The sequence below is a fragment of the Mycobacterium sp. NGS50 genome (assembly GCF_059812545.1).
Window position 1 is genome coordinate 38,766 of record NZ_JCALCW010000026.1, and the last position, 25,267, is coordinate 64,032.

Below are 25,267 nucleotides of genomic sequence, written 5' to 3' on the forward strand. Positions count from 1 at the left end.
GGGTCCGCACCCGGGTTGTCAACGCGGTGCGCACTGCAAGGCAGGTCACAGCGCGCCATGCCGCCCATTAGAGTGGATGGCAGGTACACAGGGCCGAGCCGAGGCCGACCAAGTGCCGATGTGAGGGAGAGCAGGTAACCGCCGATGTTCGAGAGATTTACCGACCGGGCGCGTCGGGTCGTTGTCCTGGCCCAAGAAGAGGCCAGGATGCTCAACCACAACTACATCGGGACCGAGCACATTCTGTTGGGCCTGATCCACGAGGGCGAAGGCGTCGCCGCCAAGTCGCTGGAGTCGCTGGGAATCTCCCTGGAGGGTGTCCGCAGCCAGGTCGAGGAGATCATCGGCCAGGGCCAGCAGGCGCCGTCGGGGCACATCCCGTTCACCCCGCGCGCCAAGAAGGTGCTCGAGCTGAGCCTGCGCGAGGCGCTGCAGCTCGGTCACAACTACATCGGGACCGAGCACATTCTGCTCGGCCTGATCCGTGAGGGTGAAGGCGTCGCCGCGCAGGTCCTGGTGAAGCTGGGCGCTGAACTGACCCGGGTGCGCCAGCAGGTGATCCAGCTGCTGAGCGGCTACCAGGGCAAGGAGACCGCCGAGGCGGGTACCGGGGGCCGCGGCGGCGAGTCGGGCAACCCGTCCACCTCGTTGGTGCTCGACCAGTTCGGTCGCAACCTGACCGCGGCGGCCATGGAGGGCAAGCTCGACCCGGTCATCGGCCGGGAGAAGGAAATCGAGCGGGTCATGCAGGTGCTTTCCCGGCGCACCAAGAACAACCCGGTGCTGATCGGTGAGCCCGGCGTCGGCAAGACCGCCGTCGTCGAGGGGCTGGCGCAGGCCATCGTGGCCGGCGAGGTTCCCGAGACGCTCAAGGACAAGCAGCTCTACACCTTGGACCTGGGTTCGCTGGTGGCCGGCAGCCGCTATCGCGGTGACTTCGAGGAACGGTTGAAGAAGGTCCTCAAGGAGATCAACACCCGCGGCGACATCATCCTGTTCATCGACGAGTTGCACACGCTGGTCGGTGCCGGGGCGGCCGAGGGCGCGATCGACGCCGCGTCCATCCTCAAACCCAAGCTGGCCCGCGGTGAGCTGCAGACGATCGGTGCCACCACCCTCGACGAGTACCGCAAGTACATCGAGAAGGACGCCGCCCTGGAGCGCCGGTTCCAGCCGGTGCAGGTCGGTGAGCCCACCGTCGAGCACACCATCGAGATCCTCAAGGGTCTGCGGGACCGCTACGAGGCGCACCACCGGGTGTCGATCTCCGACTCGGCGCTGGTTGCGGCGGCCACCCTGGCCGACCGTTACATCAACGACCGCTTCCTGCCGGACAAGGCCATCGACCTGATCGACGAGGCCGGCGCCCGGATGCGGATCCGCCGGATGACCGCGCCGCCGGACCTGCGCGAGTTCGACGAGAAGATCGCCGACGCGCGCCGGGAGAAGGAGTCCGCGATCGACGCGCAGGACTTCGAGAAGGCCGCGAGCCTCCGCGACCGGGAGAAGCAACTGGTCGCCCAACGCGCCGAGCGCGAAAAGCAGTGGCGTTCCGGTGATCTCGACGTGGTCGCCGAAGTCGACGACGAGCAGATCGCCGAGGTGCTTGGGAACTGGACCGGCATCCCGGTGTTCAAGCTGACCGAGGCCGAGACCACCCGCCTGCTGCGGATGGAAGACGAGCTGCACAAGCGGATCATCGGCCAGACCGATGCCGTCAAGGCCGTTTCCAAGGCGATCCGGCGTACCCGCGCCGGGCTGAAGGACCCCAAGCGGCCGTCCGGCTCGTTCATCTTCGCCGGCCCGTCCGGTGTCGGTAAGACCGAGCTGTCCAAGGCGCTGGCCGAGTTCCTGTTCGGCGACGACGACGCGCTCATCCAGATCGACATGGGCGAGTTCCACGACCGGTTCACCGCGTCGCGGCTGTTCGGTGCCCCTCCGGGCTACGTCGGCTACGAGGAGGGCGGCCAGCTGACCGAGAAGGTGCGGCGCAAGCCGTTCTCGGTGGTGCTGTTCGACGAGATCGAGAAGGCGCACCAGGAGATCTACAACAGCCTGTTGCAGGTTCTCGAGGACGGCCGGCTCACCGACGGTCAGGGCCGCACGGTGGACTTCAAGAACACCGTGTTGATCTTCACCTCCAACCTGGGCACCTCCGACATCTCCAAGGCGGTCGGGCTCGGCTTCACCCAGGGCGGCGGCGAGAACAACTACGAGCGGATGAAGCAGAAGGTCAACGACGAGCTCAAGAAGCACTTCCGCCCGGAGTTCCTGAACCGGATCGACGACATCATCGTGTTCCACCAGCTGACTCGCGAAGAGATCATCCAGATGGTGGACCTGATGATCGCCCGGGTGGCCAGGCAGCTCAAGAGCAAGGACATGGAGCTGGAGCTCACCGACCAGGCCAAGGCCTTACTGGCCAAGCGTGGGTTCGACCCGGTGCTGGGTGCGCGGCCACTGCGCCGCACCATCCAGCGCGAGATCGAGGACCAACTGTCCGAGAAGATTCTCTTCGAGGAGGTCGGCCCCGGTCAGATCGTCACGGTCGGTGTCGACAACTGGGACGGCGAATCCGCCGGCGAGGAAGCGGTGTTCACGTTCACCGGAATCCGCAAGCCCGAACCCGTCGACTCGGATCTGGCGAAGGCCGGTGCCCACAGCGCGGGCGGAGCCCACGCCGCCGAGTAACTGCCGAGCAGACGTAAAAGTGCCCTAAACCCGCTGGTTTAGGGCACTTTTACGTCTGCTCGCCCGCGTCAGTGCTCTCGGGGTAGCAGCCCGAATACCTGCTGGGCGATCTGGATCATCCAACCCACGGCCCGTGGGCCGTGGTCGCGGGTCCAGTTCAGCTGGAAACTGAGCACCCACGGCTGGCCGGCCTTGTCGATCGCGTACCAGCTGAACGTCAGATCCCCCGGCAGCCCACCGGCTTTGGCGCCGATGTATGGCCACTGGCTGCGGTTGAGTTCGATGCCGGCGACGGCGGACACGATGTCCTTGACCGGTGCCGCAGCACCGACTGCCCCGGTTTGCAGCGCGGCGTGAACCCGGCAGATGTCCGCCGCGCTGCCGTACCACTCCGCGCCGTACTCCGAGGCGGGGACGTGGGCGCGTAACGGATCGGGTTCGTAGGGCCGGGAATCGGTTTGTCGCAGCAACTCGGCGCGCGCCTGCGGGGAGCCGTGCTGCCACTGCTCCCGCAGGTCGGGTTTGCCCCATCCGACTGAAAACAGTTCGTGCATGGTGGGAAACGGGGTCATTCTGGCCGGGTCGTGGTTGCCGGCGGCGACCAAGGCCTGCTCGACGGCCTTGTTGCCGACCTTGCCGATCAACAGATCGGTGGCCATGTTGTCACTGGTGGCGATCATCTTCTCGGCGGCGATACGGACCGAAACCTTGGCGCCGGGTGGCAGTTGTTCCAATCCGGACGAGCCGACCGCCTTGGCGCGCTCGGTGATCGTCAACTGGTCGTCCCAGGACAGTGTCCCCGCTTTGACCGCGGTGGCCACCGCGTAGAGCACATACAGCTTGAAAATCGAGGCCAACGGCAGAGATTCGGCGGTGTTGACCCCTGCCACCGGCTCGCAGTTGCCGGCGTTGACCTTGGCGGCCTGATAGGAGTACCGCGCGCCGGTCCGGTCCAGGGTGGCGTCCAGTTCGTGCCAGGAATTGATCGGCGTCTTGCGGGTGGTGACGTCGAACCGGTCCACCAGCCCCGCCCGGTCGGCGTGCAATTCGACGTCGTGGCGGGCCCCGTAGGACGCGACCAGGTGCAGGATGGCCGTCTGGCCGCGGATGTCGACGCCGTCGAACGTGAACGGCCGATCCCACCACAGCCCTTCCATCGTGGTGACGACCGGATCGACCTTGTCCGGGGCGGCCAGGGTGCGCACGCCGACCGGGCCGATCGGCCAGTCCGAGTTGAGCATGTCCCACGTCTGCTTCGCCCGCAGACCCGCCGGGGTTGCGGTATCGATCGACACCGCCGAGTCGCCGGCGTGGGCGGGCGCGGCGGGGGAGGGGGTGCAGCCTGCGACCAGCGTCACGGTCAACGCGGCGACGCTTGCCAGCGCCGTCGCACGTCGCCGCGCCTGGCCCCGGCTACGCCTGGTCGCCGGCTGCGGCAACGTCCAACACAACCTCGAATTCCAGCAGGGATGCACCGGTCGCGACCGGATTCTGCTGACCGGCGTGAGCGTGAGCCGCCCGACCGGTCCGCCACGCCTCGAATGCCTCGTCGGATTCCCACTGCGTCACCACGAAGTACCGGTCTTCACCCTTGACCGGGCGCAACAGCTGAAAACCCAGGAAACCCGGCGAATTCTCCACCGTGTGGGCCCGGTTGGCGAACCGTTTCTCCAGTTCAGGGCCCGCATCCGCGGGTACCTCGATTGCGTTGATCTTCACCACTGGCATGGCTCTAAGGCTACCTGCCGCGCCCGGTGGGGCTGCGGGCCGCAGGGTGTCCCCGGGCGGCCGGTGCGAGCTCGACGCGGCCTGCCACGCAAGATGGACGGCATGCGGAGCACTGCGCTGACCCACGCCGGTGGGCACGGCGAGCCCCTGGTTCTGGTGCACGGTCTGATGGGCCGTGGCAGCACCTGGGCGCGGCAGCTGCGGTGGCTGGCCCAGCTGGGTGCGGTCTACACCTATGACGCGCCCTGGCACCGCGGCCGCGAGGTCTGTGACCCCTACCCCGTCAGCACCGAGCGATTCGTCGCCGACCTCGGCGAGGCGGTCGCGACGCTGGGCGAGCCGGTACGGCTGGTCGGGCATTCGATGGGTGGCCTGCACTCGTGGTGCCTGGCGGCGCAGCAACCCGAACTCGTCACGGCGCTGGTGGTGGAAGACATGGCACCAGACTTCCGCGGTATGACCACCGGCGCCTGGGAGCCCTGGGCGCACGCGCTGCCGGTCGAGTTCAGCTCCGCCGAACAGGTGCTGGCCCAGTTCGGCCCCATCGCGGGGCAGTACTTCCTGGAGGCGTTCGACCGCACCCCGACCGGCTGGCGGCTACACGGTCGCGCGGAGCGGTGGGTCGAGATCGCCGCCGAGTGGGGCACCCGCGACTATTGGGCGCAGTGGCGAGCGGTACGTGCGCCGGTGTTGCTGATCGAGGCCGGGGATTCGGTCACGCCGCCGGGGCAGATGCGGGAAATGCATGAGAACGGCCACCGGACCACGTATTTGCATGTTCCCGGCGCCGGACACCTGGTGCACGACGACGCGCCGCAGGTGTTCCGCGATGCCGTCGAGGCGTTCCTTTCCTAGCGCGAGCAGACGCAAATGTGCCTAATTCGCAATGGAATTAGGCACATTTGCGTCTCCTCGCCACCGCTAGCCCTCGCCACCGCTAGCCCTCGCCGGCCAGCCCGAAGCGACCGTCGAAAGTCTGCTCCACCAGCCCGTCGGCCAGCAGCGAATCCAACGCCCGGTCGCGCTGTACCGGGTCGGCCGTCCAGGCCAGGTCCAGCGCGGTACGGGTTACCGGTGAATCGCTGTCCCGCAACACATCGAGCAGCCGTCCGCGCACCTGCCGGTCGGTGCCGGCGTAGCGCTGCACCCGCCGTGCCGGACCGGTGGCGGGCGGATGACCGGCGGCGCGCCACGCACAGGACGGCAGCGGGCACACGCCGCAATTCGGTGTCCGGGCGGTACACACGATTGCCCCGAGTTCCATCAACGCCGCCGAGAACTTCGGTGCCCGCGCATCGTCGGGGAGCAGCGCGGTGACATCGGCGTGGTCGCGGGTCACCGCGGGCGCCGCGGCGTCGGCGCGGCCGTGCACCGTGCGGGCCACCACCCGCCGCACGTTGGTGTCGACCACCGGAACCGACTGGCCGTAGGCGAAGCAGGCCACCGCACGGGCGGTGTAGCTGCCGATGCCGGGCAACGTCAGCAGCGTGTCGACGTCGTCGGGAACCACGTCGCGGTAGTCGCGGGCGATCACCACCGCGCACTCGTGCAGCCACTTGGCGCGGCGTGGGTAGCCCAGCTTCCCCCAGGCCCGCAGCACATCGGCCGTACTGGCCGCCGCCGTCGCCGACGCGGTCGGCCAGCGCGCCACCCAGTCCGTCCACACCGGCAGCACCCGCGCCACCGGGGTCTGCTGCAGCATGAACTCGCTGACCAGGATCTGCCACGCACTGACCCCGGGTTGGCGCCACGGCAGGTCGCGGTGGGCCCGGTCATACCAGTCCACCAGTTCGTCGACACCGATACTCATCTCGCGGCGGCACCGCATCCAAGGCAGAATGTCGGACATGCCGAATTCGAACCCGATATCCGCGTGGAAGGCACTCCGAGAGGGTAACGAGCGATTCGTCGCCGGAAACCCGCAGCATCCCAGCCAGAGCATCGAATACCGGGCCAGTCTGGCCGAGGGACAAAAACCGACTGCGGTGGTGTTCGGCTGCGGTGACTCCCGGGTGGCCGCCGAGATCATCTTCGACCAGGGCTTGGGCGACGTGTTCGTGGTGCGCACCGCCGGGCACGTCATCGACTCCGCGGTGCTGGGCTCGATCGAGTTCGCCGTGGTGGTGCTCAACGTGCCGCTCATCGTGGTGCTCGGCCACGACAGCTGCGGCGCGGTCAAGTCGACGCTGGCTGCGCTCGACGACGGTGTGCTGCCCGGCGGGTACGTGCGCGACGTGGTCGAACGGGTGACACCGTCGATCCTGCTGGGCCGGCGCGAAGGGTTGACCCGGGTCGACGAATTCGAAGCCCGCCACGTGACCGAGACCGGCGCACAGTTGCTGGCTCGCTCGCGGGCGATCGCCGAACGGGTGGATAACGGCACGCTGGCGATCGCCGGGGTCACCTATCAGTTGGCTGACGGTCGGGCGGTGCTGCGCGATCACCTCGGCGAAATCGGTGACGAACCCGCCGATTAGTTTCCGCCGCCCTGCCGCGGTACGACGATGCCGTGGTCGTAGGCGTAGACGATGGCTGCCGCCCGGTCGCGTAGATCCAGTTTGAGAAAGATGCGACCGATGTGGCTTTTCACCGTCACCTCCGAAATGTAGAGCTCCTCGGCGATTTCACCGTTCGACCGGCCCTGCCCGATCAACGTCAGGACGTCGAGCTCGCGGGCGGTCAGCCCGACCACCGGGTCCGCCCGTCGTTCGGCAACCACCTCGCGGTAGGTGCCGAGCACCCGAGCGGTGACGGCCGGGTCGAGGTAGCCATCGCCCTGGGCGACGGCGCGCACCGCCCGGATCACCTCCTCGGCGGAGGAGTCCTTGAGCACGAAACCCGACGCCCCGGCGCGCAACGCCCCGGACAGCAGCTCGTCCTCGTTGAACGTGGTCAACGCGAGCACCGGCGGCGACCCCGGCGCCGCGAGCCTGCGGGTGGCCTCGATGCCGTCCACCCGCTTCATCCGCAGATCCATCACCACCACGTCGGGGCGGTGCTCGGCGACGGCACCGGGAACCTCGTCACCGTCCGCGCATTCGGCGACGATGACGAACCCGTCCTTGCGGCGCAGAATCCGGCGCAGGCCGGACCGGACCAGGTCCTGGTCGTCGACCAGGAGCACGGAAATCTCGGCGCCGTCCATGTCAGCGGGGGCACCGTCGCCGCGGCGGGCCGGGCTCGGTCAGCGGGATATCGGCGCACACCGACCAGCCCTGCCGGCACGGGCCGGCGTCGATCACGCCGCCGAGCAGCTCGACGCGTTGCCGCATCCCGGCCAGGCCATGACCGCCGGCGGACGACGCCGACCCCGGCACCGGCACCGGCACCGGCACCGCATTGAGGATCGATAGGCGCGCCGAGGAGGGCGAAATCATCAGATCCACTGTCGCTTTCGCGTCCGGCGCATGCTTGGCGATGTTCGCCAGCGACTCCTGGGTGATGCGGTACAGCGCCAGCCCCACCGCCGCCGACACGTCGTCGTCTTGCCCGTCGACGCGCAGCGAGACATCCAGCCCGGCCTGCAGATAGTCCGCGATCAGCTCGCCGATGTCGGCGATGCCGGGTTCCGGTGCAGTACCCGCCGGTCCGGCATCGAGCAGGCCGACGGTGCGCCGGATGTCGGCCATCGCCTGCCGGCCCAGCCGCTCGGCGTCGCTGAGCGCGTCAACCGCATCGTCGATGTCGCGATCCTGCTGCAGTGCGTGCCGGGCACCGGTGACGTGCAGCAGCGTGATGGACAGCGAATGGGCGATGACGTCGTGCACTTCACGGGCGATGCGGCGGCGCTCGTCGGCGGCGGCATGGGCGGCCAAATCGGCCTGCATCTGCTGCTGGGCGACCAGCAGCTGCGCCTGGGTTCGGAGCAGGTATCCGATCAACCAACCGAACGCCAGCACGCTCAGGTACAGCGGGAGCCCGTCGAGACGGTGTGTGGCCCACGCGGCGACCAACACCGCGACCGCCGAGACGAAAGCCAACGATGCCCACAGCGTCCCGGTGAGGGCCGCGACGGCGCCCGTCATCAACACCAGCAGCAGCGGGGCGAAGTCATTGGCGACCGGTGTGGAGGTGGCGAACAGTAGAACGATGCAGGCCGAAACGTAGCTGATCCACGCCAACCCCGGTTTGTATCCGACCGCCACGACGGGAATCAGCAGCATCGGTAGGGCCACGAATCCTGCCGCGACGCCCACCGCGGGCAGATCGGCGCTGGTGCGCTGCAGCATGGACCCGATCAGGATCAGTACCGTCGTGGCGTCGATCGTGATGCCGAAAATCAACGAGAACCCCGGAGGTATCAGCACGGCGTGCCGCTTCGCCCAGCCCTGGGCGAACTCGCTCACTCGCAGCATCGACCCATCGTAGAAGCTGACGCAGCGTTACACATCATGCCGCGGGAGGATCTCGTTTGCGACCGCGGTAGGAGACCGAAAACCGAACTCCGGCATGATGTCGGCGCCGCGCAGGCTGCCTAGCGTCGAAGTCATGACCTGGACACAATTCCACGAACGAATGGCCTTCATGGCCGAACTGATCGAACGCGCCGCCGAAGATGTGGACGCGGCACTGGATTTCACCGGCAGGCTGCCTGACATCGAGCGGCTCTTCGGCGACGAAGAAGGACTGCTGTTGGCGTTGCAGCACCGCTGGATGACTGCGCTGACAGCCAAGCTGGATCAGGCCCACCACGACGGGGTGCCCGCCGAAGACGCCAGAGCCGAGCTGGCGGCGCAACAGCGGGGGCTGCGTTCCCTGCTTGACGCCGCATCGCATCGATCGGTGCGGGTGCGGGCGATCCAGCATGATGAACCACGACTCAACGGGCTGTTCGACGGTATGCCGATCCCGCTGCAGGCCATTGCCTGATCTGCTGGGCTCCGCCGCCCGGTTCACCCAGCGCTGGGCCGCGATGATCGTTCTGGGGTGGATCGCGGCCGCGGCCCTCGCCAATCTGGCGGTACCGCAGTTGGAGCGGGTCGTCGCTGCGCATTCCCGAGCTTTCATTCCCGGAGGCGCACCCAGCGTGGCCGCCGGAACACATGCGGCCCAACAATTCGACGAACCACCCGGCAACAACTTCTGTTACGTCGTGCTGGAACGCGACAAGCCACTACAGGCGGCCGACCGCAGCTACTACGACAGCCTGGTCACCTCCCTGCACGCCGACATCCGCCATGTCGACTCGGTCACTGACCTGTGGTCGGCACCGGTGACCGCGCCGTTGGCGCAGAGTCGCGATGGTGGCGCGGTCAGCCTGATGCTGCAACTGCCAGGGATGATCGGCACCTCTGCGGCCGCCGATGCCGTCAACGCGGTACGCGCCACGATGGCCCGACTCGATCCGCCCGCCGGCCTGCACGTCTACCTCACCGGGCCGGGCGCCAGCATCTCCGACGAGTTGGCCGCGATCGACAACCAGATGCTGGCTATCACCGCTGCCACCGTGCTGGTGATCATGGCGCTGTTGCTGATTGTCTACCGTTCGGCGGTCGCGGCTGCCGTCCCGCTGATCGCGGTGGGTTTAGGGTTGGGGGTCGCCCGGCCGCTGGTGGCCCTGCTCGGCAGCCACGGAATCATCGAGGTGTCGCTATTCACCGTTGCCTTGCTTGCGGCCATGGTGCTCGGCACCGGAACCGATTTCGCGATCTTTCTGATCGGCCGCTACCAGGAGGGCCGCCGTCGTGGCATCGAATCGACGGCTGCCTTGACCGCAGCCGTGCGGGGAGTGGCACCGGTGATCGTCGGTTCCGCATCGACCGTATCGGCGGCGCTGGCATGTTTGAGCCTGGCCAAGATCGGCATGTTTCGTAGCACCGGAATCCCCTGTGCGATAGGAATTTCGATGGGCATGCTGGCCGCCTTGACGCTGACCCCGGCGTTGATCGCGCTGGCGGCTCGACGTGCCTGGCTGGAGCCGGACCGTTCGCGCACCGCGCGGCGCTGGCGTCGTATCGGGGTGATGGTGGCACGTTGGCCGGCGCCGATATTGGCGGCCACCCTCGGGCTGATCGTCGTCTTGATGTTGCCGGTTGCCGGTATCCGCGCCGGCTGGAACGAACCGTCGGCGACACCGGCCGACACCGAGTCGAACCGGGGCTATGCGGCAATGGATCGGCACTTCCCGGTCAACACCCTGCTGCCCGCGGTGGTGACGGTCGCTGCCGATCACGATCTGCGCAACCCGGCCGGGCTGATCGCCGTCGAACGGATCACCCGAGGGTTGATGGCTCTCCCCGGGGTGCGGATGGTGCAATCCGCCAGCCGGCCCGCAGGCACCGTACCGAAAGAGGCGACCCTGAGTTATCAGGCCGGGTTGTTGGGACAGCGACTCGGCGACGGCTTCGACTCGTTGAGCGACCGCCTGGCGCGCTTTGCCGATCTGGATGCCATGCTGACCCGGCTCGACGGGGCGGTCGATCGCATGGGCAGCGGGATGGCGAGCGGCGCCAACGGAATGCGCGTGATCGGCTCGGCCGCCACCGATCTGCGCTCCGGGATGGAGGGGCTGCAGACCAGCGCCACCACGTTGTCGGGATATCTGGACCCGCTACGCGACTATGTCGATGCCACCCCGGACTGTCCGACGAACCCGATTTGCTCGATCGTGCAGCGCGTGCTGGAGCCCGTCGACAGCATGGTCCGAAGCAGTACCGAATTATCCGGTGGCGCTGCGCAACTCACTGCCGGATCCGCTGTCACCACCTCGGGGATGGCGCAACTGCCGCCGGCGCTACAGGCGATGCGCGACGTGCTAAGCCAGGCCCGAGACGCCACCGGCGAACTACGCGGCGCCATCGCCGCGTCCTCGCCGCAGCTGCGACAGCTCACCGATTTTCTGCACGAGATCGACACCGACTTTCGGGCCAGCGCGGCCGGCGGCTTTTACTTGCCCGACCAGGCGTTGGTCGATCCGCGTTATCGGGAAGCGTTGACGATGCTGATCTCGCCGGATGGCCGCGCCACCCGACTGCTGGTGTTCGGCGCTGGAGAGGAATGGGGCGTCGACGGCGCCCAGCGAGCCCGGCAGATCGACGTCGCCGTCGCCGAAACCACCAAGGAGGGCACGCTGACCCCGGTCTCGGTGGATGTCGTCGGAGTCGGGGCGTTCGCCCGGGATCTGCAGGGGTTGGTTCGCGGCGACGTCACGCTGTTGGCGGTGTCGATGCTGGCGTTGATCTTCGGCATCGTGCTGGTGATGGTGCGCAGCCCGGTCGCCGCGCTGGCGGTGGTGGGCACGGTGATCGTGTCCTACGCGTCGGCGTTGGGGATAAGTGTGCTCACCTGGCAGCACCTGGTGGGTCAGCCGTTGCACTGGGCTGTCGCGCCGGTGGCATTCATCGCGCTGGTCGCCGTCGGCGCCGACTACAACCTGCTGCTGACCCTGCGGATTCGGGAAGAATCCGGCGCCGGCATCCGCACCGGCCTAGTGCGAGCGTTTGCCGGCACCGGCGGCGTGGTCACCATCGCCGGGATCGTATTCGGCCTCACCATGCTCGCCCTAGTCGCGAGCAGTGTCACCAGCATCGCCCAGATCGGGGTCACGGTCTCGGTCGGTCTACTGCTGGACACCCTGGTCGTGCGGACGTTTCTGATGCCCGCGTTGGTGGTGATGTTGGGACGCTGGTTCTGGTGGCCCAGAGCACTGCCAGCGCGGACGCGGCGCCGATCCCAGCCGGGTCAGCGGTCGGGTGTAGCGGACGCGTTGGCCGTCAATCGGTGACAACAAATGTGGAATGCGCGGCGGCGAATAGTCGGGCAAGGTCACAACGCGGCAACGACACGCCGACACGGGTCGGACGAATCTGCGTGACCTGGGCTTACCGTGAGAACGTGCTCGATTTGGAACCGCAAGGGCCGCTACCATCGCAAATCTACTGGCGCCGCCGGGGGCTGGCACTGGGCATTGCGGTGCTGGTCATCGGGGCCGTTATCGCGATCATCGTCTCGGTGATGAGCAGCAGCGCGGGCGCCAAACCGACCGCCGAGAAGCCGCCGGCCGGGCAGGCATCCCAGGCGCCGCATCCCGAGGCCGGCCAGACGCAGGTGGCGCCGCCGGCGGCCAACCAGGGAAACGCCCCGACGCCGACGGCCGCTGTGGAGCCGGCGCCGATACTGCGGGAGGGCGACGACTGCCCGGACTCGACGCTGGCGGTCAAGGGCTACACCAACCAACCCCGCTTCACGGTGGGGGAGCAGCCGAAGTTCACCATGGTCGTCACCAATATCGGGTTGGTGGCCTGCAAGCGTGACGTGGGGGCCGCGGTGCTGGCGGCCTACGTCTATTCGCTGGACAACCAACGGCTGTGGTCCAACCTGGACTGCGCGCCCTCCAACGAGACGTTGGTGAAGACCTTCACCCCGGGCGAGCAGGTGACCACCGCGGTGACGTGGACGGGGATGGGTTCGGCGCCGCAGTGCCCGCTGCCGAGGCAGCCGATCGGGCCCGGAACCTACAACCTCGTCGTGCAGCTGGGGAACCTGCGATCGGCGACGGTGCCGTTCGTCCTGGCCGAGGCATCCCCGGCCACCGGGGCGCCCCAGGAAGGTGCGCCGCCGGCCGACGGGCAGCTGTCCCCGCCGCAGGGGCCGCCGCCCGGACCGCCGCCGGCGCCCGGGCCGCCGCACAACTGACGACGGTCAGTCCAGCCGGTCGGCGATCGTCGACTCCGCCAGATGTGAGAGCCCTTCGCGGATGTGACGGGCCCACATCGCGCCGATGCCCTCGACCGCCTGCAGGTCGCTGGCGCTGGCCGCCAACAGGCCTTGCAGCGTTCCGAACGTCCGGACCAACAGATCGGAATGGGCGAACTGCAGCCGCGGTATCGTGGCCATCGCCCGGTAGCCGCGTGCGCTCATCGCCGAGTCTTGCGCCTCGACCGTCGACGGATATCCGAAAATTGTTGCCAGCGTGGTGAAGTCGAGCAGGTCGGTGTCGGACAGGGTGTCCAGTTCGCGGAGCGTGGCGGCCACCTCCTCCTTGGACAACGGCTCGGGATTGGCGTGATAGTCGTGCACCATCAATGCACGGTCGGTGTCGTTGCCGCCGAGTAGTTCGTCGAGCTGCAGCCGTAGCTGACGGCCGTCGGTGCCCAGCTCCACCACGTCGTTGTCGATCACCAGACCGATGCGGCGGACCATCTCGAGCCGCTGCACCACGGTCATCACATCGCGCAGCGTGGCGAAGTCCTCGATCTCGGCCCGGGACAGCTGCCGGCTGACCTCGTCGAGCCGGGTTTTGTAGCGCTCCAGCGTCGCGATGGCCTGATTGGCCCGCGACAGGATGGTCGCCGAGTCGGCGAGCACATGGCGTTCCCCGCCGACGTACACGGTGACGATGTTCATCGAGTGGCTCACCGAGATCACCGGGAACCCGGTCTGGATCGCGGTGCGCTCGGCCGAGCGGTGCCGGGTGCCCGATTCGTCGGTGGCGATCGACGGGTCGGGCACCAGCTGGACGTTGGCCCGCACGATCCGGCTGGCGTCGGTGGACAGCACCACAGCCCCGTCCATCTTCGCCAGCTCGCGCAGCCGGGTCGGTGCATAGCGGATGTCGAGTTCGAAGCCGCCGTCGCAGATCGCCTCGACCCGCTCGTCGCAGCCCAGCACCACCAGCCCGCCGGTTCTGCCCCGCAGGATCCGTTCCAGGCCGTCGCGCAGCGGTGTCCCGGGCGCCAGTTGTTCGATGGCGTCGCGCAAGGTGGGCTGGGGCGCCGGCGCGATGGCCCGGACCGTCCGTCTGCCCATACTCACGACCATCCGTTCTGTTCGGTGCCGACGTGCTCGGCGGGCGCATCCAGGCTATGCGGCCGGGTGGGTGCGCCGGCACGGTATCCGCCGACGTTGAGCAGGTGTCCCAGCGCGGTGGCGATGGTGGCGGCCTCCAAGGTGCGTAGCGCGGGCGGCACCGCGGTGCACCCGGGCGGGATCAGCGCGGTGGTGAATCCGAGCCGGGCCGCCTCGGCCAGCCGGCGATCCATCCCGGCCACCTGCCGCAGGTCACCGGCCAGCCCCACCTCGCCGATCGCCACCGTGTGCGCCGGTAGCGGCACGTCCAGGATCGCGGAGGCCAGCGCGACGGCCACCGCCAGGTCCGCGGAGGGATCAGTCAGCCGCATGCCGCCGACAGTGGACAGATAGATGTCGTTGGCCGCGGTCTTGAATCCGGTGTGCTTCTCCAGCACCGCGGTGATCATGGCGGCCCGGGAATGGTCGATGCCGCTGACCGCGCGACGCGGCGACCCGCCGGCCGAGGCGGCCAGCAACGCCTGGACCTCGCCGATCATCGGTCGTTTGCCGTCCAGCGTCACCGTGATCGCGGTGCCGGGAACCGGTTCGGGCCGCTGCTCCAGGAACAGCCCGGAGGGATCGGCCACGCCCTCGATCCCGTTGTCGTGCAGCAGGAAGCAGCCGACCTCGTCGGAGGCCCCGAACCGGTTCTTCACCCCGCGCACCATCCGTAACGCCGAGTGGCGGTCACCCTCGAAATGCAGCACCACATCGACCAGGTGTTCCAGCGAACGTGGTCCGGCGATGGCGCCGTCCTTGGTGACGTGGCCGACCAGCACCATCGCCACCCCGGTGGTCTTCGCGGCGGCGGTCAGCGCGCCGGTCACCGCCCGCACCTGGGTGACGCCGCCGCTGACCCCGTCGGCTTCGGTGGTGGAGATGGTCTGCACGGAGTCGACCACCACCAGCGTCGGCGTCACCGTGTCGATGTGCCCCAGCACCGTCTGCAGGTCGGATTCGGCGGCCAGGTAGATCTCGTCGTGGCTGCATCCGGTCCGTTCCGCGCGCAACCGGATCTGCCCGCTCGACTCCTCGCCGGAGACGTACAGCGCACGCCGACCGGATTCCGCCCAGCGGTGAGCTACCTCCAGCAGCAGCGTGGACTTGCCGACACCGGGGTCCCCGGCCAGCAGGGTGACCGATCCGGGCACCACTCCGCCGCCGAGTACCCGGTCCAGTTCACCGACACCGGTCGGATGGTGGCGGGTGCGGCCCGGCTCGATGGAGCTCAGCGGCACTGCAGGAGACGACGGGGCGACTCGGGCGGCGCCGGGCACCGAGGTCGGGGCAGCGACTTCGTCGACGGTGCCCCAGGTTCCGCATTCCGGACACCGACCCACCCATTTGGCCGTGACATGGCGGCACTCCGAGCAGCGGTAGTGCGATCGTGCCTTGGCCACGGTGGTGACCGTATCGGGCCGGTATGACAGCCGGTTAGTGTTCTCCGGCCAGCACCGGTTGCGTCTTGGTCACCGCGGAGATCGGCACCCCCAGCGTGATGCTGCCGGCCTTGGCGAAGGTGAACGTGACGTCGTAGGTCAGGCCGTTGCTGATCGCCTCGGTCAACGCGACCGTGGCGGTTCCGGTTTTCACGTTCTCGCCGTGCAGCTTCTGCAGGGCGTTCATCGGTGCCACATCCGCGCCTGCGGGGGTCCCGACGATCAGCATGCCGCCGGCCGGCAAGCTCTTGGCGCCCGGCCAGGCCACCTTGCCGATGTCGGTCTTCACCCCGGTCAGCTGGTCGTCGGTGTCCGGCGACTGATTGCTGACCACGAACATCAGGTCGGCGGTTTGCCCCGGCTGGATGGACTCGCCGTTCTGCTCGGCCTGGATCCGCACATTGCGCAGCGACACGTTCTTCAGGACGCCCCCGGTGCCGTTGACGGCAGGCTCCTGGTTCGCGGTCTGCGAGATCTGGCCGGTTCCGCAGCCGGCGAGCGCGACGGCGGTCACCAGGCCTGCGGCCGCCGCCGAGAGGCGGGTAACGAAGCGGTTCACTCAAAGCCTCCTGCCCAGCGAAACCGACTCTGCGGTTGTGACTATGCACTGTAGTAGGACGCCTCGGCTTGCGGTAGCGCAGGGCGCCGTTGGGCGCTGCCCGGGGCGCTGAGCAGGCTCGGCAGCGGTGCAAATGGTGTGACCTGTTGCACGAATTCGTCGCCCTGTCAACCCCGGGCTTTCGGTGACGATGCCCCTGACCTGCACCGTTGATCCGCGGGTGTCTGCGGCGCGTGTTAACATGGAGGAGCGAAAGGGGCTCGAATCAGATGATTTTCAAGGTCGGAGACACCGTCGTTTACCCACACCACGGTGCCGCATTAATTGAGGCGATCGAAACCCGGACCATCAAAGGTGAGAAAAAAGAGTATCTCGTGTTGAAGGTCGCGCAGGGCGACCTCACCGTCCGGGTCCCCGCCGACAACGCGGAATATGTCGGTGTGCGTGACGTGGTCGGGCAGGAAGGCCTCGACAAGGTGTTTCAGGTGCTGCGCGCCCCGCACACCGAGGAGCCGACGAACTGGTCCCGCCGCTACAAGGCCAACCTGGAGAAGCTCGCCTCCGGCGATGTTCACAAGGTTGCCGAGGTAGTGCGTGACCTGTGGCGCCGCGACCAGGAGCGCGGGCTGTCGGCCGGCGAGAAGCGGATGCTAGCCAAGGCGCGGCAGATTCTTGTTGGTGAACTGGCGTTGGCGGAGAACACCGACGACGCCAAGGCGGAGACCATCCTCGACGAGGTCCTGGCCGCCGCATCCTGAGTTCCCGGAGGATTCATTGACGGGCACCGTCGCGGTCGTTCCGGCCGCGGGGTCCGGTGAACGGTTGGCGGCCGGGGTTCCCAAGGCGTTCGTCGAACTCGGCGGACACACCCTGGTGGAGCGCGCCGTGCTCGGCTTGCGCGAATCCGGGGTCGTCGACCACGTGGTGGTTGCGGTGCCCGCCGACCGCATTGACCAGGCCAAGCTGATCCTCGGGTCGGACGCCACCGTCATCGCCGGGGGCGCCCAGCGGCTCGAGTCGGTGCGGTTGGCCCTGCAAGCCGCCGGACATCCCGAATTCGTACTGGTACACGATGCCGCCCGGCCGCTCACCCCGCCCGCGCTGATCCTGCGTGTGGTCGAGGCGCTGCGCGCCGGTCACCTCGCCGTCGTGCCCGCGCTGCCGGTCGCCGACACCATCAAAGCCGTCGACGCCAACGGCGCGGTGTTGGGCACTCCGGAACGTGACGGCCTGCGCGCGGTGCAGACGCCGCAGGGCTTTGCTGCCGATCTGCTCACCCGCGCCTACCAGCGCGCCGGGGCGGGCGCGTTCACCGACGACGCCTCGATGGTCGAGCACATCGGAGTGCAGGTGCAGGTGGTCGACGGCGACCCGCTGGCATTCAAGATCACCAACGGGTTGGATCTGATGCTGGCCGAAACGATCGTGCGGCGATGAATCCGCTACCGCGCATCGGGCTCGGGACTGATGTTCACCCAATCGAATCGGGACGGCTGTGCTGGCTGCTGGGCCTGCAGTTCCCAGACACCGACGGCTGCGCCGGGCACTCCGACGGCGACGTTGCGGCGCACGCCATGTGCGACGCCCTGCTGTCGGCGGCCGGACTCGGCGATATCGGGGCGGTCTTCGGTGTCGACGATCCCCGCTGGGCCGGGGTGACCGGGGCCGCGATGCTCGGCCACGTCCGCGAAATGCTTGCCGAACGCGGTTTCGTGATCGGCAATGTCGCGGTGCAGGTGATCGGCAACCGCCCCAAGATCGGCCCGCGGCGGGCCGAGGCTCAGCGCGTGCTGTCCGACCTGCTGGGCGCGCCGGTTTCGGTTTCGGCGACGACCACCGACGGTCTGGGATTGACCGGCCGCGGTGAGGGGCTGGCAGCGATCGCTACCGCATTGATCGTTGCGCAGTAGCCAGAACCTGTTGGTTTGGACCTAGCACCATCCGAAGATGGTGAGGACGCCGCATGCGACCTCACCGCCGACACTGGGCGCCAGGTCGGTACCGACGCTGGTAGCCATGTCGGTGGCGGTGTTCGCGGCGGTATCGGCGATTACACCGGGGTCGACGACATCACTAACACCGGTGACGATGTCAGTCGGATCAACTGGGGCCGTGGTGAGAAGGTCCGAGGCGTCGAAGCTGCTGAGCATGTTGGCCAAGTCCGGGTCGATGGCGGCGGTTGCCGGCGCGGCGGCCAAATCGGCGGCCGTACTTGCCGCGTCGCCGGTCGTATCTCCAGCGCCTGCAGCCGACTGCGCGGCGAGCGAACTCAGGGCAGGGGTCAGCATCGGCAGCGCCATCATCGGCGCGTACATGGCCAGCATCGGACCCATCATCGCCATGGAACTGCCGATCGATGCGCCGATGCCGCCGGCGCTCCCGGCACCCGCACCGACCCCGGCTGCGGCACCGCCGACAGCGCTGGCCTGATCGGCGGGCTGGGGAGCACCCGCTTCGGTCACGGCGGCCGGCGCAGGCTCGTTCATATCATTCGGCACGTCGGCGTGCGCCGACGCAGCCCCCGCGATAGCTACTGCAGCGATAAACGCGCCCGACGCTGCCACCAGACCTTTAGTCACCAGGCGATACTACACGTCACCGTCTTCTGTGTACCAGGATCGCTATACCACTTTCAGGCATCTGCCAGCCGGGGGCTGCGGGGCTTTCGGTGACCACCTGACGGCGACGCCGGTGAGGGCCGACCGGCCCGGTAAGCTGGCACGTCGTGACCGATAGCGCCCGCCTGCGGCTCCACGACACGGCAACCGGTGCCGTGCGTGATTTCGTGCCGCTGCGCCCGGGGCACGCCTCCATCTATCTGTGCGGCGCCACCGTGCAGGCGCTGCCGCATATCGGGCACATCCGCAGCGGCGTCGCGTTCGACGTGCTGCGCCGGTGGCTGACCGCGCGCGGCTACGACGTCGCGTTCGTCCGCAACGTCACCGACATCGACGACAAGATCTTGACCAAGGCCGCCGCCGCGGGTCGACCGTGGTGGGAGTGGGCGGCCACCCACGAGCGTGCCTTCACCGCCGCCTACGACGCTTTGGGCGTATTGCCGCCATCGGCGGAGCCACGCGCCACCGGGCATGTTCCGCAGATGGTCGAGCTGATCGCGCGGCTGATCGACGCCGGCCACGCCTACCCCGGCGATGGCGACGTCTACTTCGACGTGCTCAGCTACCCGGACTACGGCCAGCTCTCCGGCCACCGCGTCGACGACGTGCACCAGGGCGAGGGGGTGGCCACCGGTAAACGCGATCAGCGTGACTTCACCCTGTGGAAGGCTGCCAAACCCGGTGAACCCTCCTGGCCCACGCCGTGGGGGCCGGGTCGTCCCGGCTGGCATCTGGAGTGCTCGGCGATGGCCCGCACCTATCTCGGTCCGGAATTCGACATCCACTGCGGCGGCATGGATCTGGTGTTCCCGCACCACGAGAACGAGATCGCCCAGAGCCGGGCGGCAGGCGACGGCTTCGCCCGCTACTGGCTGCACAACGGCTGGGTCACACTCGGCGGCGAGAAGATGAGCAAGTCGCTGGGCAACGTGTTGTCGACGTCGGCGGTGCTGCAGCGAGTCCGGCCCGCCGAACTGCGCTACTACCTGGGCAGCGCCCACTACCGTTCGATGCTGGAGTTCTCCGAAACCGCTTTGCAGGACGCGGTCAAAGCCTATGTGGGCATTGAGGATTTCCTGCACCGGGTGCGTAACCGGGTCGGGGCCGTGCAACCCGGCACCTGGACACCGCGATTCGCCGAGGCGCTCGACGACGATCTGTCGGTCCCGATCGCGCTGGCCGAGGTGCACCACACCCGTGCCGAAGGCAATCGGGCGCTGGACGCCGGCGATCACGATGCCGCCCTGGGCCACGCCGGCGCGATCCGCGCAATGATGGACATCCTGGGTTGCGACCCGCTCAACGAACGCTGGGAATCCCGGGACGAAACCTCGGCAGCGCTGGCCGCGGTCGACGTCCTGGTGCAGGCCGAACTGCAGCGTCGGGAGGTGGCCCGTACCGAGCGCGATTGGGCGCTGGCCGACGAGATTCGGGATCGGCTCAAACAGGCCGGCATCGAGGTCACCGACACCGGCGATGGTCCGCAATGGTCACTCGACGGGGAGGCCAAGTAGATGGCCGGTAACTCACAGCGCCGCGGCGCGATACGCAAACCAGGCACCAAGAAGGGGCCGACGGTCGGCTCCGGTGGTGTACGCCGGCGCGGGCTCGAGGGCCGCGGAGCCACCCCACCGGCACACCAGCGGCCGCACCACCCGGCGGCCAAACGCGCCAAAAAGCAGCAGGCCCGTGCGGCGTCGCGGCGGCCCACCGACGACACCGAAACCGTCCTCGGCCGCAACCCGGTGCTGGAGTGTCTGCGCGCCGGGGTGCCCGCCACCGCCCTCTACGTGGCGCTGGGGACCGAAGCCGACGAGCGCCTCACCGAATCCGTCACCCGCGCAGCCGATATCGGCATCCCGATCCTGGAAGTTCCGCGCAGCGATCTGGACCGGATGACCACCAACGGTCTGCACCAGGGCATCGCCCTGCAGGTGCCGCCGTACAACTACGCGCACCCCGACGATCTGCTGGCCGCGGCCAGCGACGACTACCGGCCCGCGCTGTTGGTGGCGCTGGACAACATCTCCGATCCGCGCAACCTCGGTGCCATCGTGCGGTCGGTGGCGGCGTTCGGTGGCCACGGGGTGCTGATCCCGCAGCGACGTTCGGCCTCGGTGACGGCGGTCGCCTGGCGCACCAGCGCCGGTGCGGCGGCCCGCACCCCGGTGGCACGGGCCACCAACCTGAACCGGACGTTGAAGGACTGGGCCGACGCCGGGCTGCAGGTTATCGGGTTGGATGCCGAAGGGGACACCACCGTCGACCAACTGGACGGCTCCGGGCCGGTGGTCGTGGTCGTCGGCTCGGAGGGCAAGGGATTGTCGCGGCTGGTCCGGCAGAACTGCGATGCGGTGGTGTCGATTCCGATGGCCGGGCCGACCGAATCGTTGAATGCCTCGGTAGCAGCCGGGGTCGTGCTGGCCGAAATCGCGCGCCAGCGGCGGTGAACCCCCTGCGCGAGCAGACACAAATGTGCTCGAAAAGCACAGGTTTAGGGACTATTTGCGTCTGCTCGGCATTGCTATTCGCGCCGGTGGCGGCCGCGCAACGGCCGGGATTCGACCTACAGGCGCACCGCGGCGGCCGCGGGGAGACCACCGAGTCGTCGCTGGCCGCGTTCGCGAAATCCATCGAACTCGGCGTCAACACACTGGAATTCGATATCGTGCTCACCGCGGACCGCCACCCGCTGGTGTGGCACGACCCGAGTATTCAACCCGACAAATGCGTCGACACGAGGCCGGTATTCGACAACGACCCGCAATACCCGTACGTCGGGAAGCGAGTGCACGACCTCACCCTGCAACAGGTCCGCACCCTGGACTGCGGACTGCGCCTCGATGAGTTCCCCGAGGCGGAAACGCCACGGGGCAACACCATCGCCACGCTGCCCGAGGTTTTCGCGCTCGCCGACTCCTACCACAGCGGGGTCCGCTTCAACATCGAAACCAAGGTGGAGGCCGACGATCCCGCCGCGTCCGCGGGCCCCGGGGAGTTCGTCGAGGTGATCTTGGCCGCGGTCCGGACCGCAGGAAAGGTCGACCGGGTCGAGATCGAGAGCTTCGACTGGCGAACGCTGCCGATGGTCCGCGATTTCGAGCCGTCCATCCCGCTGGTGGCGTTGTGGGATGACACCACCTGGCGACCCGGTTCCCGGTGGCTGGCCGGGATCGACCCCGCTGTCGTCGGTGATCCGATCCGCGCTGCCGACCTGGTCGGGGCCGACATCGTGGCCCCGGAGTATCCGACGGTCGATCGGGAGTTCGTCGATCGTGCACATGCGTTGGGGCTCACGGTCGTCCCGTGGACGGTCAACGATACGAACACCATGCGGGCGCTGATCGACACCGGTGTCGACGGCATCATCACCGACTATCCGAGTCGATTGCGGGCGGTGATGGCCGAGGCAGGCCTGCCGCTGCCGCCTCCCGCTACTCGTTGACCCTGCGGCCACCAGGCAACGTACTCGCACTTTTGCGGGCTACGCGCAGAGTGAACGGTTAAACACCGAACAACTGCACACTGAGCCACAACGCCAGCACCGCCACCACCAAAGTCGGCGGCACCGTGCACAGCCCCAGCCGGGTGTATTCGCCGACCCCTGCCGGCACGTCGTAGCGGCGAAGTACCCTGCGCCACAACAGATTGGACAGCGATCCGACGTAGGTCAGGTTCGGGCCGATGTTCACCCCGATCAACACCGCCAGTACCGCGGCAGGACCGCTGGCGGCAACCAGGGGCAGCAGCACCAGCGTGGCGGGCAGGTTGTTGACGATGTTGGCCAGCACGGCTGCCACCGTCGCGATGCCCAGCAGCGCCAGCAGCCCTGTCCCTCCTGGCAGTACGGTACGCATCGAGCCGGCGAGCCCGTTGCTCATCACCGCGTGCACCACCACCCCCAATGCCAGAACGAACAGCAGGAACGGAACGTTGGCCGCCCGCACGATCCCGGGCAGGGTGCTGTGTCGCCGCACCAGACTGCGGCCGGCCAGCACCGTGGCGCCGGCCAGCGCCGCCCATGCCGGAGCCAGCCCCAGCGATTCGGTGACCGCAAACCCCACCAGGGTCAGCGCCAACACCACCAGCACGAAAATCGGCACCGGCGGCGGCGGGGTGCCCGTGTGGTGCGTCCGCACCGAGAGATCGCGGGAGAAAAACCAGCGGAAGACGCCGTACACGGTGACCGTCGCGGCCAGCCACGGCAACGCCATCAGCAGGGTGAACCTGCTGAACGAAACACCGGACTGGTGAAAGGCGAGAAGATTGGTCAGATTCGACACCGGAAGCAGCAGCGAGGCGGTGTTGGCCAGGTGCGCGGTGGCGTAGGCGTGCGGCCGCACCGGAGCGTGCCGCCGGCGGACCATGGCCAGCACCACCGGCGTCAACAGCACTACGGTCGCGTCCAGGCTCAGTACCGCGGTGATCACCGCTGCGACGACGAACACCCGTCGCAGCAGCCGCTGCGGCGGGCCGGTGTCCCCGCGTGCCATCACCGCCCCCGCCGCCTCGAACAGACCCTCGTCGTCACACAGCTTGGCCAGCACCAGCACAGCACCCAAGAAGGCGACGACCGGCAGCAGTCCCGTCGCCTCGGCGGCCGCATCGTGCGACGAAATCGCGCCGGTGCCTATCAGGATGGCGACGGCGGGGATCGCGGCGAACGCCTCCGGCCATCCGCGCGGTCGTGCGACGGCGAACGCGAGAACGATCGCGAGCAGCAGCAGCGCCAGAATCAGGTTCACGCCCAGGGGTCTTCGCGCCGCCACACCGTTGGCATATGCATCGCAACCCCCGTGTCGTCGGCCAGTTCGCCGAGCACCCGCAGCGTCACATCCAGGTCGTCTCCGGCATAAGGCAACGCCCGCAACGGTTCCGACAACGGGCGGAAGAAATCGTCCCAGTGGGTCAGGACAACGGTCGATGCGCCCACCGTCCGGACCGTCTCATCCCAGTAGTCCGCCAGGTAGTGCGGCGGCTGCAGCCCGAGCTGGCCGATGCCGAGGTAGACGACGTCGGCGTGCCGCCCGGCCAGCGCGCCCGGTACGAAGCCCGCGCTGCCCAACAGCAGCAGCCGCCGCTGCGTCGGGCGATGTTGGATCAGCACCGCCCACGCCTCACCGCACTTGTAGGCCGAAGCCCGCACCGGCGGGGTCACCGGTGCGGTGATCGCACCGGGAAACCGATCCGGCGGACAATGGTGCGACTCGATCAGCGTCACGTCGTAGGCGCCCACCTCGATCGGTTCACCGGGCTCGGCGACCACGATGCGGTCGGTTGAAAGACCGTGTCCGTGACCGATATTGGCGGCCGACGTGCCGCCGATCAGCCGTGCACCGGTGCGTTCGGCGACCACTGCGGAATCCAACGCGTGGTCGATGTGGGTGTGCAGCGGGATGACCGCCGCCAACCGATCCACGCCGGCGCGGGCCAGACACTCGTTGATGCGGGCAGGCGAGGGGGACACCGTGCCCAGAGCCACCCGCGCCAGACCGGGCCGGGAGAAGTAGCCGTCGGTCATCACCGCGCACGAACCGTCGTCGATCAGCAGGGTGGTTACCCCCAACCAGGTCACCGACAGCGGCGCGCCGGGCCCGGCGGCCGGCACGCTGAACCGGTCGGCGTAGCAGGCCAGGTCGGGGCGGCCCGGTTTCAGCCGCATCAGCAGAACGCCCTGACCTCGACGCCAGCCGTCTTCAACCGGTCGGCCACCGCCGCGGCGATCTGCACCGCGCCCGGTGAATCACCGTGTACACACACCGATTCCACAGCTATCGCGAGTTGGGAGCCGTCGACGGCGGTGACGTGTCCGCTAGTCAACATGGTGGCGACCCGGTCCGCGATCGACGCCGCGTCGTGCAGCACCGCGCCCGGCTCACGACGTGACACCAGTTGGCCGTCGGGACGGTAGGCGCGATCGGCGAATGCCTCGGGCACCGTGCGCAGTCGGCGTTGCTGAGCCTCGCCGAAGAACGCGGAGTCCGACATCCCCAGCACCGGCAGTGCCGGGTCCACCGTCCGCACCGCCTCGGCGACCGCGGCGGCCTGCTCGCGGTGGGTCACGATGGTGTTGTACAGCGCGCCATGCGGTTTCACGTAGGACACGGCGGTGCCGGCGCTGTGCGCCAGCGCCTGCAGCGCGCCGATCTGATAGATCACGTCCGCGAACAGATCCTCGGCGGTCACGTCGATGAACCGCCTGCCGAATCCGGCCAGATCCCGGTAGCTGACCTGCGCGCCGATCCGCACACCGCGTTCGGCCGCGGCCCGGCACACCCGCAACAGCCCGGCCGGGTCCCCGGCGTGGAAGCCGCACGCGATGTTGGCGCTGCTGACGATGCCGAGCATGGCGTCGTCGTCGCCGAGTCGCCACACACCGAAACCCTCACCGAGATCGGCGTTCAGATCGACGCGGGCCACGGTGGCCAGTCTAGGCCGCGGGC

Annotated in this window: 24 protein-coding genes; 12 read left to right on the forward strand and 12 right to left on the reverse strand. The window is 68.4% G+C overall.

Features of this window, described 5'->3' with window-relative positions; all coding sequences use genetic code 11:
* The first annotated feature begins 144 nt into the window (after positions 1-144).
* Positions 145-2,691 carry an ATP-dependent protease ATP-binding subunit ClpC gene (clpC1, locus tag AC5Y36_RS17940; RefSeq protein ID WP_500042285.1) on the forward strand — a complete coding sequence of 849 codons (2,547 nt, stop codon included), beginning with the start codon at positions 145-147 and terminating at the stop codon, positions 2,689-2,691.
* Positions 2,692-2,759: 68 nt separating this feature from the next.
* On the opposite strand, the gene AC5Y36_RS17945 is transcribed toward clpC1, so the two are convergent.
* Both AC5Y36_RS17945 and mhuD read right to left on the reverse strand, forming a co-directional pair.
* A complete protein-coding gene (locus tag AC5Y36_RS17945; RefSeq protein ID WP_500042286.1) occupies positions 2,760-4,142 on the reverse strand; it encodes a serine hydrolase in 1,383 nt (460 codons plus the stop codon).
* On the reverse strand, positions 4,105-4,419 hold the full coding sequence (mhuD, locus tag AC5Y36_RS17950; RefSeq protein WP_500042287.1) for a mycobilin-forming heme oxygenase MhuD: 315 nt from the start codon (positions 4,417-4,419) through the stop codon (positions 4,105-4,107). Before mhuD ends, AC5Y36_RS17945 begins: the two co-directional genes overlap by 38 nt.
* A gap of 102 nt (positions 4,420-4,521) precedes the next feature.
* Between mhuD and AC5Y36_RS17955 the strand changes: the two genes are divergently transcribed.
* Entirely contained in the window at positions 4,522-5,274 is a 753-nt protein-coding gene (locus AC5Y36_RS17955; protein ID WP_500042288.1) for an alpha/beta fold hydrolase, read from the forward strand.
* Positions 5,275-5,356: 82 nt separating this feature from the next.
* Here AC5Y36_RS17955 and AC5Y36_RS17960 read toward each other — a convergent pair whose 3' ends face one another.
* A complete protein-coding gene (locus tag AC5Y36_RS17960) occupies positions 5,357-6,268 on the reverse strand; it encodes an HhH-GPD family protein (protein ID WP_500042289.1) in 912 nt (303 codons plus the stop codon).
* Here AC5Y36_RS17960 and AC5Y36_RS17965 point away from each other — a divergent pair.
* On the forward strand, positions 6,267-6,896 hold the full coding sequence (locus AC5Y36_RS17965) for a carbonic anhydrase (RefSeq protein ID WP_500042290.1): 630 nt from the start codon (positions 6,267-6,269) through the stop codon (positions 6,894-6,896). The two genes, AC5Y36_RS17960 and AC5Y36_RS17965, sit on opposite strands and share 2 nt — an antisense overlap.
* Here AC5Y36_RS17965 and AC5Y36_RS17970 read toward each other — a convergent pair.
* Positions 6,893-7,564, reverse strand: a complete 672-nt coding sequence (locus AC5Y36_RS17970; protein ID WP_500042291.1) for a response regulator transcription factor — start codon at positions 7,562-7,564, stop codon at positions 6,893-6,895. The genes AC5Y36_RS17965 and AC5Y36_RS17970 overlap by 4 nt on opposite strands.
* 1 nt (position 7,565) lies before the next feature.
* The gene (locus AC5Y36_RS17975; RefSeq protein WP_500042292.1) at positions 7,566-8,774 is read right to left on the reverse strand and encodes a sensor histidine kinase; all 1,209 of its coding nucleotides are present in this window, start codon (positions 8,772-8,774) and stop codon (positions 7,566-7,568) included.
* A 133-nt stretch (positions 8,775-8,907) separates the two neighbouring features.
* On the opposite strand from AC5Y36_RS17975, the gene AC5Y36_RS17980 reads away from it, so the two are divergent.
* The 3 genes from AC5Y36_RS17980 to AC5Y36_RS17990 all read left to right on the forward strand — a co-directional run bounded on the left by AC5Y36_RS17980 (position 8,908) and on the right by AC5Y36_RS17990 (position 13,053).
* Entirely contained in the window at positions 8,908-9,288 is a 381-nt protein-coding gene (locus AC5Y36_RS17980) for a hypothetical protein (protein ID WP_500042293.1), read from the forward strand.
* Positions 9,281-12,142, forward strand: coding sequence for an MMPL/RND family transporter (locus tag AC5Y36_RS17985; RefSeq protein WP_500042294.1), 2,862 nt, complete (start codon positions 9,281-9,283; stop codon positions 12,140-12,142). The genes AC5Y36_RS17980 and AC5Y36_RS17985 overlap by 8 nt, the downstream gene beginning before the upstream one ends.
* Positions 12,143-12,252: 110 nt before the next feature.
* A complete protein-coding gene (locus AC5Y36_RS17990) occupies positions 12,253-13,053 on the forward strand; it encodes a hypothetical protein (protein WP_500042295.1) in 801 nt (266 codons plus the stop codon).
* A gap of 6 nt (positions 13,054-13,059) precedes the next feature.
* On the opposite strand, the gene disA is transcribed toward AC5Y36_RS17990, so the two are convergent.
* Genes disA through AC5Y36_RS18005 form a run of 3 tightly spaced genes read right to left on the reverse strand, consistent with a single transcriptional unit; the run spans position 13,060 to position 16,206 of the window.
* Positions 13,060-14,166: a DNA integrity scanning diadenylate cyclase DisA gene (gene disA / locus AC5Y36_RS17995; protein WP_500042296.1), complete on the reverse strand. Its 1,107-nt coding sequence runs from the start codon at positions 14,164-14,166 to the stop codon at positions 13,060-13,062.
* A gap of 2 nt (positions 14,167-14,168) precedes the next feature.
* Complete coding sequence (gene radA / locus AC5Y36_RS18000) at positions 14,169-15,608, reverse strand: DNA repair protein RadA (protein ID WP_500042297.1); 1,440 nt, start codon at positions 15,606-15,608, stop codon at positions 14,169-14,171.
* A gap of 34 nt (positions 15,609-15,642) precedes the next feature.
* Positions 15,643-16,206 (reverse strand): copper chaperone PCu(A)C domain-containing protein, encoded by a 564-nt coding sequence (locus tag AC5Y36_RS18005; RefSeq protein ID WP_500042298.1) that lies wholly within the window; start codon positions 16,204-16,206, stop codon positions 15,643-15,645.
* Positions 16,207-16,475: 269 nt separating this feature from the next.
* Between AC5Y36_RS18005 and carD the strand changes: the two genes are divergently transcribed.
* Genes carD through ispF form a run of 3 tightly spaced genes read left to right on the forward strand, consistent with a single transcriptional unit; the run spans position 16,476 to position 18,116 of the window.
* Positions 16,476-16,964 (forward strand): RNA polymerase-binding transcription factor CarD, encoded by a 489-nt coding sequence (gene carD / locus AC5Y36_RS18010; protein ID WP_500042299.1) that lies wholly within the window; start codon positions 16,476-16,478, stop codon positions 16,962-16,964.
* 16 nt (positions 16,965-16,980) lie between these two features.
* On the forward strand, positions 16,981-17,643 hold the full coding sequence (gene ispD / locus AC5Y36_RS18015) for a 2-C-methyl-D-erythritol 4-phosphate cytidylyltransferase (protein WP_500042300.1): 663 nt from the start codon (positions 16,981-16,983) through the stop codon (positions 17,641-17,643).
* Positions 17,640-18,116, forward strand: coding sequence for a 2-C-methyl-D-erythritol 2,4-cyclodiphosphate synthase (ispF, locus tag AC5Y36_RS18020; protein WP_500042301.1), 477 nt, complete (start codon positions 17,640-17,642; stop codon positions 18,114-18,116). Before ispD ends, ispF begins: the two co-directional genes overlap by 4 nt.
* Before the next feature lie 21 nt (positions 18,117-18,137).
* Here ispF and AC5Y36_RS18025 read toward each other — a convergent pair whose 3' ends face one another.
* Positions 18,138-18,692 (reverse strand): hypothetical protein, encoded by a 555-nt coding sequence (locus AC5Y36_RS18025; protein WP_500042302.1) that lies wholly within the window; start codon positions 18,690-18,692, stop codon positions 18,138-18,140.
* A 239-nt stretch (positions 18,693-18,931) separates the two neighbouring features.
* Between AC5Y36_RS18025 and cysS the strand changes: the two genes are divergently transcribed.
* Genes cysS through AC5Y36_RS18040 form a run of 3 tightly spaced genes read left to right on the forward strand, consistent with a single transcriptional unit; the run spans position 18,932 to position 22,269 of the window.
* On the forward strand, positions 18,932-20,338 hold the full coding sequence (cysS, locus tag AC5Y36_RS18030; protein ID WP_500042303.1) for a cysteine--tRNA ligase: 1,407 nt from the start codon (positions 18,932-18,934) through the stop codon (positions 20,336-20,338).
* Positions 20,339-21,274, forward strand: coding sequence for a 23S rRNA (guanosine(2251)-2'-O)-methyltransferase RlmB (rlmB, locus tag AC5Y36_RS18035; RefSeq protein ID WP_500042304.1), 936 nt, complete (start codon positions 20,339-20,341; stop codon positions 21,272-21,274). It abuts the gene before it with no gap.
* A gap of 23 nt (positions 21,275-21,297) precedes the next feature.
* Entirely contained in the window at positions 21,298-22,269 is a 972-nt protein-coding gene (locus AC5Y36_RS18040) for a glycerophosphodiester phosphodiesterase (RefSeq protein ID WP_500042305.1), read from the forward strand.
* 58 nt (positions 22,270-22,327) lie between these two features.
* Here the strand turns inward: AC5Y36_RS18040 and AC5Y36_RS18045 are convergent, their stop codons facing one another.
* From AC5Y36_RS18045 to AC5Y36_RS18055, 3 genes are read right to left on the reverse strand one after another with little or no spacing between them, the layout of a single operon-like run.
* Positions 22,328-23,569: an SLC13 family permease gene (locus AC5Y36_RS18045; protein WP_500042306.1), complete on the reverse strand. Its 1,242-nt coding sequence runs from the start codon at positions 23,567-23,569 to the stop codon at positions 22,328-22,330.
* On the reverse strand, positions 23,566-24,486 hold the full coding sequence (locus tag AC5Y36_RS18050; protein ID WP_500042307.1) for an MBL fold metallo-hydrolase: 921 nt from the start codon (positions 24,484-24,486) through the stop codon (positions 23,566-23,568). Before AC5Y36_RS18050 ends, AC5Y36_RS18045 begins: the two co-directional genes overlap by 4 nt.
* Positions 24,486-25,244 (reverse strand): LamB/YcsF family protein, encoded by a 759-nt coding sequence (locus AC5Y36_RS18055; protein ID WP_500042308.1) that lies wholly within the window; start codon positions 25,242-25,244, stop codon positions 24,486-24,488. Before AC5Y36_RS18055 ends, AC5Y36_RS18050 begins: the two co-directional genes overlap by 1 nt.
* Positions 25,245-25,267: the final 23 nt, after the last annotated feature.